The sequence below is a fragment of the Salinimicrobium soli genome, assembly GCF_048323655.1.
Classification (GTDB): domain Bacteria; phylum Bacteroidota; class Bacteroidia; order Flavobacteriales; family Flavobacteriaceae; genus Salinimicrobium; species Salinimicrobium soli.
In genome coordinates this window covers 316,409-327,379 of sequence record NZ_JBLUWW010000006.1, presented here as the reverse complement: position 1 = coordinate 327,379, position 10,971 = coordinate 316,409, and the positions used below count along the sequence as shown (strand labels likewise).

Sequence of the window (10,971 nt, the reverse complement as noted above, 5' to 3'; positions counted from 1 at the left end):
AGAAGCTTTTTAGTTGAGAACGGCTCATCCTTCGCTAAAGCTTCGGATGACTAAGGGGATGCAAACTTACAACCTTTTTCCCGTACAAAACAAACAAAATTTCAAACTTTTTTCAAGGAGCGTTTTTCGCTTTGAAGCTTCACCCCTGCTGGGCTCACAACTGGCGGTACATTTACCGTTTGTTGTTTCTCAAAGCGGGTGCAAATATACACCCACTTTCCATTCCCGCAAGTTCCTAAACCAACTTTTTTACCCTTTTTTTAAGCCCCCATTATAAGGTGCTGAAAATGACATTTTTGAAGACGAAAGTTTTTTTTGATCCTGCCAAGGTTTGAAACTCCTGGCAGGGTTGTGCAGAATAAAACGACCCCGGTTTAGCTCTACCAAAGTTCCAAACTTTGGCAGAGCTATACTTCTTCCTTAGTACTTCGTTTCGCGTTAGCGGGTGAAGCGGCATCTTTTAAAGCGCTGGCACATAAGGCGCTTTAAAAATATAGTGCAACACGCGACCCACCTTCGCTGAAGCTTCGGTGGGCAGGCCCACTGTTCCTGTAACGAAGGTGGGGAACGCCCAAACAACGAAGAAAAAAACACTCATATATATAATAGTATTGTAAAGCACCTATTATCCTATTATCTTTGCGGCTTAATTGAGAATTATGATAAAGATTACGTTGCCAGATGGCAGTATTAAAGAGTTCGAGAAAGGCACTACTCCGCTGGAGGTTGCCAAAAGCATTAGTGAGGGACTTGCGCGAAATGTACTTTCGGCAAAATTCAATGACACGACGGTTGAAGTTACCACTCCTCTTAATACAGATGGCAGCCTTACTTTATATACCTGGAATGATGAGGAAGGAAAAAAGGCTTTTTGGCACTCTTCTTCCCACGTCATGGCACAAGCCATTCAGGACCTTTATCCCGGCGTAAAGCTTACTATTGGCCCGGCTATTGAAAACGGGTTCTATTACGACGTGGATTTTGGGGAGCATAAAATCTCTGAAAACGATTTTCAGAAAATCGAGAATCGTATGCTGGAGATCGCACGTGGAAAACATGATTTCAACATGCGCGCCGTGCCTAAGGAAGAAGCAATTGGCTATTACACCAGGGAGAAGAACCCATATAAGGTGGAGCTTATTGAAAACCTGGAAGACGGTACTATCACTTTTTGTGACCATGATACCTTCACGGATCTTTGCCGCGGAGGACACCTCCCTAATACTGCTCCCATCAAAGCTGTAAAGCTGATGAGTGTGGCAGGCGCTTACTGGAGAGGCGATGAGAAAAATCCGCAGTTGACAAGGGTCTACGGAATCTCCTTTCCAAAGCAGAAAGACCTGAAAGAATATCTTGAACTTCTCGAGGAAGCCAAAAAAAGGGATCACCGAAAGCTTGGAAAAGAGCTGGATCTTTTTACTTTTTCTCAAAAGGTTGGTCAGGGACTGCCTTTATGGCTGCCTAAAGGTGCCGCTTTAAGAGAGCGTCTTGAGAACTTCCTTAAAAAAGCTCAAAAAAGAGCCGGTTATGAAATGGTGGTGACACCTCATATTGGTCATAAAGAATTATATGTGACCTCCGGGCACTACGAAAAATACGGAGAAGACAGTTTTCAGCCTATAAAGACTCCAAACGAAGGAGAGGAATTTTTACTGAAACCCATGAACTGTCCGCACCACTGTGAGATCTACAACAATGGGCACTGGAGTTACAAAGATCTGCCAAAACGTTTTGCTGAATTTGGTACCGTTTACCGATATGAGCAAAGTGGAGAATTACACGGTTTAACCCGTGTACGCGGATTCACACAAGACGATGCACACATTTTCTGTACTCCGGATCAATTGGACGAGGAATTTAAAAAGGTAATTGACCTTACCTTATATGTATTCAATTCTCTGGGCTTTGAAAACTTTACTGCACAGGTTTCTTTGAGAGACCCTGAGAACAAGACAAAGTATATAGGATCTGATGAGAACTGGGAAAAAGCTGAAAATGCCATCATCAATGCTGCAAAGGAAAAAGGCCTTAATTATGTAGTTGAGACCGGAGAAGCCGCTTTCTATGGACCTAAACTCGACTTCATGGTGAAAGATGCTCTTGGAAGACAATGGCAGCTGGGAACTATTCAGGTGGATTACAATTTACCGGAAAGATTCAACCTTTCCTATAAAGGAAACGATAATGAAATGCACCGCCCGGTAATGATCCACAGGGCTCCTTTTGGAAGTATGGAGCGCTTTGTTGCTATCCTACTGGAACATACAGCAGGAAACTTCCCGTTGTGGCTGATGCCGGAACAGGCTATTATTCTCTCTCTCAGCGAGAAATATGAAAAATACAGCCAAAAAGTTTTAACTTTGCTGGAAAATCACGAAATTCGCGCCCTTACAGACAACCGGAACGAGACCATTGGTAAGAAAATTCGGGAGGCTGAAGTAAGTAAGGTTCCGTATATGTTGATCGTTGGAGAACAGGAAGCAGAAAACGGAACGGTTTCTGTACGTAAACACGGGAAAGGCGATATTGGCACTATGTCAATTGAAGACTTTGCCGAAATAATTAAAAAAGAAGTAAATAGTACTTTACAACAATTCGAAGTTTAACTAAAATTTTTGAGCCATAGCAATACGAAGAAAAAGATCAAGAAGACCTCTTAGAGAAATCAAAGAAGATCCGCACAGAATCAACGGTAAGATCCGCGCGGAAGAAGTTCGCCTGGTAGGTGATAATGTGGAAATGGGAGTTTACCCAACCAAAAAAGCTTTAGCCATTGCTGAAGAACAGGAACTGGACCTTGTGGAGATATCTCCCAATGCGAATCCACCTGTAGCCAAAGTGATGGACTATAAAAAGTTTCTCTACGAACAGAAGAAACGAGACAAAGCCTTAAAGGCTAAAGCAACCAAAGTTGTTGTAAAAGAGATCCGTTTTGGTCCAAATACCGATGATCACGATTATGAGTTTAAGAAAAAGCACGGAGAAAAATTCCTGAAGGAAGGTGCCAAACTGAAAGCTTATGTATTCTTCAAAGGACGTTCTATCGTGTTCAAAGAACAGGGAGAGATCCTATTATTGCGTTTGGCGCAGGACCTGGAAGAACTTGGGAAAGTAGAACAAATGCCAAAGCTTGAAGGTAAGCGAATGACAATGTTCATCTCTCCGAAGAAGACAAAATAATACTGAATATGCTTCAGTTGAAGCATTTTTTGGTTTACAATAATAAGTGAGATAATTAAAAAGAAGGACACAATGCCTAAAATGAAGACAAAATCCAGTGCTAAAAAGCGTTTCAAGCTTACCGGTACCGGAAAAATTAAAAGAAAGCATGCGTTTAAAAGTCACATCTTAACAAAGAAGACTAAGAAACAAAAGCTTGCCTTGACGCACAGCACTTTAGTGCATGAAGCAGACGAGGATAGTATCAAACTTCAATTACGTTTGAAGTAATTGAACTTTTGATGGTTTACCAAATTTAATAACCCTGGAGTTGGGCTCAATAAAAGTGTCGGGTTTACCGGCCGCCTGCTACAAAAAAATTTTAAAATATGCCAAGATCAGTAAATTCAGTTGCTAAGAGAGCCAGAAGAAAAAAGGTTCTTAAGCAAGCAAAAGGTTACTTTGGACGTCGTAAAAACGTTTGGACAGTAGCTAAAAACGCGGTTGACAAAGCAATGCTATATGCTTACAGAGACCGTAAAACCAAGAAAAGAAATTTCCGTTCCCTATGGATCATGCGTATCAACGCTGGTGCCCGTATGCACGGAATGTCTTATTCTCAGTTCATGGGGAAAGTAAAAGCCAGTGGAATCGAATTGAACCGTAAGGTTCTTGCAGATTTGGCGATGAACCACCCAGAGGCGTTCGAAGCTATCGTCAACAAAGTAAAGTAAATAAAAACTGTTATCTCACTTATAGAAAGATCCTGCTCGAAAGAGCGGGATCTTTTGTTTTTATATAGTTTTCTTTCTCTTTTTTAGCCACTGACCCGCCGGCCGGCCGGCAGGTGCACGGATAATTTCTTTTGTCATTCTGAACGAATCGCAGCGAAGTGAAGAATCCTTTTAAAGAAGCACCAAATCTCAAGCACCAAATTCCAATCGCCTTTTCGAAAGTTTTGAATTTTGAATTTGCAATTTTGAATAACAAGAGATTCCTCTCCCGAAGCCTCGGAATCGGAATATCAGGGAATTTTTTTTCTCTTTTCCCCCACGATCGTCAACACCAGTTTTCTGCTCCCGCCGTGGTTTCGATGTTCACACAAATAGATCCCCTGCCAGGTTCCAAGGTTCAGCCTTCCATTTGTAATAGGGATCTGCAAAGAAGTGTCAAGCAAAGAAGCTTTTATATGTGCAGGCATATCATCAGGGCCTTCCAAGGTGTGTTTGTAATAGGGTTGCTCTTCAGGGACCATTTGGTTAAAGTGACTTTCGAAATCCTGCCTTACCGTAGGATCGGCATTTTCATTGATGGTCAGGCTCGCAGAAGTATGTTTTATAAACACCTGTAAAATGCCATTTTTGAAACCTTTTAGTTCCTCCAGCTGTTCCAAAATTTCGTCTGTTACCAGGTGAAAACCTCTGGACCGTGATCTTAGGGAAATTTCCTTCTGAATAATAGCACTCATAAATGACATTTTTGAATAGACATCATATCACTAAGTTATAAAATCTGACCGCGTTTTCTCCTAATATCTTCTGAAGGTCAGCTTCGGAAAAATAGCTTTTAACCATTCCAATGGTTTCAGAATAAGAGGCAGTGGCAGTTCAAAGCGGCCAGTCTGATCCAAAAAGCAACCTTTCCGGACCAAAGGCAGAAGCCGCCACCTCTAAAAAAGGTTGAAAATCTTCAGTTTTTCAGCTTCCATTTCGGAATTTGAACTTTGGAATTTGGAATTTAGAAATAGGTTAGGTCTTCTGTTTTTTCTTTTTAGCCGCAGGAAACAATACGTTATTCAGAATAAGGCGATAGCCGGGCGAGGTAGGATGCAGCTCCAGCTCGGTCTTGGGATCTCCCACCATGTGCTGGTAATCTTCCGGATCATGACCTCCGTAAAAAGTGAAAAATCCGTTGCCCTTAATTCCGTGAATATAACGGGCTTCTCCATTGATCTTATTTTCTCCCAATACCAGAACGGTAGGTTTAATATTATCGGGATCGTAAGCGGTGGTCTGGCCCATGAAACCTTTCACCAGCACAGTGTGATTTTGAGTGAGCATGGTGGGAATAGGATCCCACTTAGCCGAAAATTCCATGAGTCGGAAATAGTCGACATCCATAGGCACCCTGCGTTTGGTGGTCATATCTATAGAAGAAAATTCATAGACCATAGGATCCCGCTCCAGAATAAAATCTGTGAAGGCAAAGGTCGTAGTGTAATCGATCTTGTTTTGATAATCGGGTTCGCTGGGATCACCATCGAACATAGGTTCAGCTATATCAACCCCTTCAGCAGCAAGAGCAATATCAAAACTGTCGGTCGCGCTGCACATGGCAAACATAAAACCACCGCCCACTACATAGTCACGGATCTTAAGCGCCACAGCGAGTTTCTCTTCAGAAACCTTATCGTATCCCAACCTTTTAGCTAAAGCTTCTGCCTGTCTTTTATCTTCTACATACCAGGGCGCTGTGCGATAATTCCGGTAAAATTTACCATACTGGCCGGTGAAATCTTCATGGTGAAGGTGCAACCAGTCAAATAACAGCAAAGCATCATTGAGCACCTCTTCATCATAAATTGTTTCGTAAGGTATCTCGGCATAGGTGAGCACCATTGTCACAGCATCATCCCATGGCTTATTTCCCTGAGGGCTGTAAACTGCTATTTTTGGCGCCTTTTCAAGCAAGACCGCTTCCATGTTCTTGGACGGACTACTGATCTCTTCCAGGATTTCTCCTGTTCTCTGATCGCTCAGCACTTCAAAAGAGACACCTCTGATACGGCATTCCTTCCGGAGCTCTTCAGAATCTGGCATTAAAAAAGAACCTCCGCGGTAGTTCAACAACCACTGCACATTCACCCCTTTTTTGAGCATCCAGTAGGTAATTCCATAAGCTTTAAGGTGATTGGTCTGACTTTCAGCATCCATAGGGATGAGCACCTGTGAGGCAAATCCGGAAAAAGTGATCAGAAAAAAAAGCAGCAGAAAAATGCCTTTTTTGAAGGGCAATAAAAAACCGGAAGCGGAGAAATTTCCCGTTCCGGTCTCTGAATTATTTATAAAAGCTATTACACCATTATTGTACTGGTTCTTATTCTCGCATTTAGAAGGGTACGTCGTTGTCATCATTAAAATCATTCATCGAACTTCCAAAAGCTTCATCGGCACTTGGAAAATGGCCGGTACTGAAACCTCCATCACCGGAACTATCGTCATCATTCATCTTTGAATAGAATTCAGACGGAGAATCAAAGTCATCTAAGTTATCAAATTTACCCAAATGCCCGATGAATTTCAACCTAATATTCTCGAGTCCACCATTCCTATGCTTCGCAACGATAAATTCAGCCTGGCCATCTGTCGGAGATCTTTCTTCATCATCCCACTCCTCAATCTTGTAGTATTCGGGACGATAAATAAAGGACACGATATCGGCATCCTGCTCGATCGCTCCAGATTCCCGAAGGTCACTCAATAAAGGTCGCTTACTACCTCCCCTGGTTTCCACCGCACGCGATAGCTGGGAAAGTGCAATAACCGGGACGTTAAGTTCTTTCGCAAGGGCTTTCAGGTTTCGGGAGATGGTCGATATCTCCTGTTCCCTGTTTCCCCCTTTTTGAGTTCCGCCGGCGGTCATTAGCTGAAGGTAATCGATCACGATCAATTTGATCCCGTGCTGCGAAGACAGACGCCGCGCTTTTGCACGCAGGTCAAAAATGGAAAGTGATGGGGTGTCATCAATGAAAAGGGGTGCTTTTTCGAGACCTTTTACTTTGACGTTCAATTGTTCCCATTCGTGTTTCTCCAGATTTCCGGTTCTCAGTTTTTCTGAAGAGAGTCCGGTTTCTGAAGAGATCAAACGGGTGATCAACTGAACAGATGACATTTCCAGAGAGAAGAACGCCACCGGAATATTTTGTCCAACAGCAATATTTCGGGCCATCGACAAGGTCAGAGCCGTTTTACCCATACCCGGACGTGCCGCTACAATGATAAGGTCACTGGGTTGCCAGCCCGAAGTTAGTTTATCCAGCCTTTCAAAACCGGAAGGAATTCCGGAAAGTCCGGATTTATTAGAGATCTCTTCGATCTTCTTCTTAGCCTGCATTACAAGATCCTGAGCGGTCTCAGATGAACGTTTAATGTTCCCCTGGGTAACTTCATACAATTTAGATTCCGCAGCATCCAAAAGATCAAAAACATCGGTTGTCTCATCGTACGCATCTTCAATGATCTCACTGGAGATCTTGATCAGGCTTCGCTGAATATACTTCTGAAGAATGATACGGGCATGGAATTCAATGTGCGCTGAAGAAGCTACTTTTTGAGTGAGTTGCACCAGGTAAAAGTCACCACCTACCTGCTCCAGCTTCTGATCCTTACGCAGTTGGTTAGAAACCGTTAATAAGTCAACCGGCTCCGAATTTTCAAAGAGCTTAAAAATGGCTTCGAAAATGTATTGATGTGCTGATTTATAGAACACTTCGGGATGAAGAATATCAATGATCTCATCGACACCTTTTTTGTCGATCATCATTGCGCCAAGCACAACTTCTTCTAAATCAACTGCTTGTGGCGGAATTTTTCCTTTTTCAAGGCTGACAACATTATTGGAACTGTAATTGTAATTTTTGGGGGAGCTGGCTTTTTCCATAGGAACGAAAGTAGAAAAATTGACTTTAGAAATAACCTGCGAAAGCCTTGACTTAGTTCACAGGTTATGAACATTTTAACTGTTGAAAACTTTATTATTTTGTTGATAAGGCCAAAAAAATCCGAAGTGCGGTACTCCGGATTCGTTTTTTGGTTATATCAGGGCACTTATCCTTTAAATACTCCCATATTTGAGTATTTCTCCATTCTGTTTTTCACAAGCTCTTCTGGTGATAAGTTTTTAAATTCATCATAGGCTTCAGAAATGGCATTTTGAACCGTCTCAAAAGTTTTCTCTCTGTCACTGTGCGCTCCTCCCAAAGGTTCTTTTACGATCTCATCGATAAGTCGCTGCTTTTTCATGTCTTTAGCGGTAAGCTTCAAAGCCTCGGCCGCTTTTTCTTTGTATTCCCAGCTTCTCCACAAAATTGAAGAACAGGATTCCGGAGAGATCACAGAATACCAGGTGTTCTCCAGCATCAGTACTTTATCTCCCACTCCAATTCCCAGTGCTCCTCCACTGGCTCCTTCTCCAATAATCACTACAATGATCGGCACTTTTAGCCGTGTCATTTCAAGAATATTTCTTGCAATTGCTTCTCCCTGTCCGCGCTCTTCAGCTTCCAGACCGGGATAAGCTCCCGGAGTATCCACGAAAGTCACTACGGGAATTCCGAATTTTTCAGCAGATTTTATAAGACGCAGGGCCTTGCGGTATCCCTCAGGATTCGCCATTCCGAAGTTGCGGTACTGGCGTGTCTTTGTGTTGTATCCCTTCTGCTGCCCCACAAACATATAACTCTGGTCTCCGATCTTTCCCAATCCGCCGATCATCGCCTTGTCGTCTTTCACATTGCGATCTCCGTGAAGTTCAAGAAAGGTATCTCCACAAATAGCTTTGATATAATCTAAAGTATATGGTCGGTTAGGATGTCTGGAAAGTTGCACCCTTTGCCAGGCGGTAAGGTTCTTGTAAATTTCTTTTTTAGTCTCATTCAGCCTTTTTTCGATCTGCCGGCAGGTAGCCGTTACATCTACTTCACTTTCTTCTCCAATCGCACAGGCCTTTTGGTACTGCTCTTCCAACTCCTTTATAGGTAATTCAAAATCTAAATATTCCATAATGAGTTATGGGTTTGTTTAAAATTAGCTTACAAATATAACAAACTTTAAAAGGTAGGTTTCCTTTGTCTTTTAATTTTTCTCCTTGTTTTCAGAATCCCGTTGAGGATCACGGTTGAAAGGATAATTGCCGCACCATAATAAAATCCCGGGGCCATTTTTTCTGAACTTCCGAAGATCCAGAAAGCCAGCAGGATTCCGTAAACAGGCTCCAGATTTATGGTGAGCATAATGGTATACGGACTCAAATGCCGCATGACTGCTACGGAAGCTATAAAAGCATAGGCCGTACAAACAGAGGCCAATAATACCAGATAGCCAAGATCTGAAGCTGAAAGGCTAAAGAAAGCTGCAGTGAATCCTTCAGAAGCAATTCCGAAGAAAGTAAGGAACAGCAAATAAAGGGTGATCGCACCTGTTCCGGTAAGCAGTTCGTAAAATGAGATAACTGAAGCGTCTTCTTTTTGAGCAAGTTTTCCGTTGATAAGTGAAAACACTGCGGAAAGAAATGCCGACAACAGGGCTAATCCGATTCCCAGTAGATGTTCTGTCTCTACTTTAAAGATTATGTACAATCCGGCAATTACAATAATTCCGAATAGTATCTCGTACCAGATCACCTTTCGCTTATAGAAAATGGGTTCCATAATGGAAGTGAAAAAGGCGCCCGTGGACATTAAGGCAAGTGTAACCGAAACATTAGAAACTTTGATAGCGCCAAAAAAAGTGATCCAGTGCAAAGCGATGACCACTCCCGCGATCAACATGGGTAATACCCTTTTGGCTCCCAGGTTCATATCCTTTCTCCTGAACTTGAGCCAGAGAAGGATAAAAAAACTGGCCATCAGCATTCTGTACCAAACCAGCGGCACCGCATCAAGACTGATGAGGGCACCCAACACCGCTGTAAATCCCCAGATAAAGACGATCAGGTGAAAATGCAGATAACTGCGCAGTTTATCGTTTGGCATTGAACAACAGGTAAACGGCTAGAATTCCGAAGATGATATTTGGGAACCACACGGCGATAAGAGGTGAAAAAGTACTTTGTTCGGCTATGGTTCCAAAGACCTTGTCCATAAAGATAAAGACAAAGGCAAGGGTGATTCCCAGAGCGAGGTTCACTCCCATTCCTCCCCGTCTTTTAATGGAAGACACCGCCACCGCAATGATGGTAAGAATATACGCCGAGACCGGAAGGCTCCAACGTTTGTAAGCCACAACCTTATAACGGTTGATATTACCTGAGCCCCTTCTTTGTTCCTGCTCAATAAAAGCAGCAAGTTCATCGTAGTTCAGCGTTTCAGCCATGTAGGACACGGGGGTGAGCTCATCAAATTCGAAAGGCAGCACCGTATCTTTACTGATCTCGGTGATCAATTGGTCGCCGTTCTCTCCTATGATCCTTTTGTTGTAGTTGGTAAGGGTATAAGTGGAATCTTCGTTGAATTTAAGTCTTGAAGCACTTATCTTATATTTCATTTCATTCCCAACGAAATGTTCAAGGGTAAAGTTTCGTGCAGAACTGGTGCGCGGCTGGAAGTGGGAAGCATAAATATACTCGTTGTCATTTATCTGCCGGTAAACATCACTGGTCTCCTGCACCTCATTACTTTTTTTGAAGTAGTTGTATTTGAATTCGTTGAAACCTTTACTGGCACTCGGCGCAAGATACATTCCCAATACCAGCGCACCCATACATACAAGGGTCGCTCCAATAATGTAGGGTCTTAAAAACCTCCAGAAGGAAACTCCACTACTCAAAAAAGCGATAATTTCTGTATTTTGGGCTAACTTCGAAGTAAACCAGATCACCGAAAGGAACAGGAACAAAGGGAAAAGCAGGTTTGCAAAATAAATGGTGAAGTCTATATAGTAATAGACCACTTCCATAAACGGCACCTCATTCTCCAGGATCTTATCGATCTTTTCTGCCAGGTTTACCGTAATCCCAATGGGAATAAACAGCAAAAGCATCAGGAAGAAAGTGCCCAGATAGCGCTTTAATATGTACCAGTCGAGTATTTTCAAG

At 42.6% G+C, this 10,971-nt stretch carries 10 protein-coding genes and 1 pseudogene; 4 read left to right on the top strand and 7 right to left on the bottom strand.

The window, feature by feature from the left end; genetic code table 11:
* Positions 1 to 659: 659 nt before the first annotated feature.
* The 4 genes from thrS (at position 660) to rplT (ending at position 3,893) form a co-directional block, all read left to right on the top strand.
* Positions 660 to 2,606, top strand: coding sequence for a threonine--tRNA ligase (gene thrS / locus ACNORC_RS15210; protein ID WP_418336524.1), 1,947 nt, complete (start codon positions 660 to 662; stop codon positions 2,604 to 2,606).
* 58 nt (positions 2,607 to 2,664) lie between these two features.
* Positions 2,665 to 3,180: a translation initiation factor IF-3 gene (gene infC / locus ACNORC_RS15205; protein WP_418336528.1), complete on the top strand. Its 516-nt coding sequence runs from the start codon at positions 2,665 to 2,667 to the stop codon at positions 3,178 to 3,180.
* A 72-nt stretch (positions 3,181 to 3,252) separates the two neighbouring features.
* Positions 3,253 to 3,450 (top strand): 50S ribosomal protein L35, encoded by a 198-nt coding sequence (gene rpmI, locus ACNORC_RS15200; RefSeq protein WP_418336523.1) that lies wholly within the window; start codon positions 3,253 to 3,255, stop codon positions 3,448 to 3,450.
* Between the two features lie 98 nt (positions 3,451 to 3,548).
* Positions 3,549 to 3,893: a 50S ribosomal protein L20 gene (gene rplT, locus ACNORC_RS15195; protein WP_418336522.1), complete on the top strand. Its 345-nt coding sequence runs from the start codon at positions 3,549 to 3,551 to the stop codon at positions 3,891 to 3,893.
* Positions 3,894 to 4,183: 290 nt separating this feature from the next.
* Here the strand turns inward: rplT and ACNORC_RS15190 are convergent, their stop codons facing one another.
* The 7 genes and pseudogenes from ACNORC_RS15190 to ACNORC_RS15160 form a co-directional block, all read right to left on the bottom strand.
* Positions 4,184 to 4,627, bottom strand: coding sequence for a secondary thiamine-phosphate synthase enzyme YjbQ (locus tag ACNORC_RS15190; RefSeq protein ID WP_418336521.1), 444 nt, complete (start codon positions 4,625 to 4,627; stop codon positions 4,184 to 4,186).
* 139 nt (positions 4,628 to 4,766) lie between these two features.
* Positions 4,767 to 4,838 (bottom strand): annotated as a pseudogene (locus tag ACNORC_RS15185) (hypothetical protein); the annotation flags it as partial.
* 69 nt (positions 4,839 to 4,907) lie between these two features.
* Entirely contained in the window at positions 4,908 to 6,293 is a 1,386-nt protein-coding gene (locus tag ACNORC_RS15180) for an asparagine synthetase B (protein ID WP_418336520.1), read from the bottom strand.
* Positions 6,268 to 7,818, bottom strand: a complete 1,551-nt coding sequence (gene dnaB, locus ACNORC_RS15175) for a replicative DNA helicase (RefSeq protein ID WP_418336519.1) — start codon at positions 7,816 to 7,818, stop codon at positions 6,268 to 6,270. Before dnaB ends, ACNORC_RS15180 begins: the two co-directional genes overlap by 26 nt.
* Before the next feature lie 167 nt (positions 7,819 to 7,985).
* On the bottom strand, positions 7,986 to 8,939 hold the full coding sequence (locus ACNORC_RS15170; protein WP_418336518.1) for an acetyl-CoA carboxylase carboxyltransferase subunit alpha: 954 nt from the start codon (positions 8,937 to 8,939) through the stop codon (positions 7,986 to 7,988).
* A gap of 47 nt (positions 8,940 to 8,986) precedes the next feature.
* Complete coding sequence (locus ACNORC_RS15165; protein ID WP_418336517.1) at positions 8,987 to 9,910, bottom strand: DMT family transporter; 924 nt, start codon at positions 9,908 to 9,910, stop codon at positions 8,987 to 8,989.
* Complete coding sequence (locus ACNORC_RS15160) at positions 9,897 to 10,970, bottom strand: LptF/LptG family permease (RefSeq protein WP_418336516.1); 1,074 nt, start codon at positions 10,968 to 10,970, stop codon at positions 9,897 to 9,899. Before ACNORC_RS15160 ends, ACNORC_RS15165 begins: the two co-directional genes overlap by 14 nt.
* Between the last annotated feature and the right edge of the window lies 1 nt (position 10,971).

What these genes read in the sequence shown, in the direction of transcription:
- ACNORC_RS15165 (WP_418336517.1), bottom strand. Translation starts at nt 9,910, where the DNA reads ATGCCAAACGATAAACTGCGCAGTTATCTGCATTTTCACCTGATCGTC.
- rplT (WP_418336522.1), top strand. Translation starts at nt 3,549, where the DNA reads ATGCCAAGATCAGTAAATTCAGTTGCTAAGAGAGCCAGAAGAAAAAAG.
- ACNORC_RS15180 (WP_418336520.1), bottom strand. Translation starts at nt 6,293, where the DNA reads ATGATGACAACGACGTACCCTTCTAAATGCGAGAATAAGAACCAGTAC.
- dnaB (WP_418336519.1), bottom strand. Translation starts at nt 7,818, where the DNA reads ATGGAAAAAGCCAGCTCCCCCAAAAATTACAATTACAGTTCCAATAAT.
- rpmI (WP_418336523.1), top strand. Translation starts at nt 3,253, where the DNA reads ATGCCTAAAATGAAGACAAAATCCAGTGCTAAAAAGCGTTTCAAGCTT.
- ACNORC_RS15170 (WP_418336518.1), bottom strand. Translation starts at nt 8,939, where the DNA reads ATGGAATATTTAGATTTTGAATTACCTATAAAGGAGTTGGAAGAGCAG.
- ACNORC_RS15190 (WP_418336521.1), bottom strand. Translation starts at nt 4,627, where the DNA reads ATGAGTGCTATTATTCAGAAGGAAATTTCCCTAAGATCACGGTCCAGA.
- thrS (WP_418336524.1), top strand. Translation starts at nt 660, where the DNA reads ATGATAAAGATTACGTTGCCAGATGGCAGTATTAAAGAGTTCGAGAAA.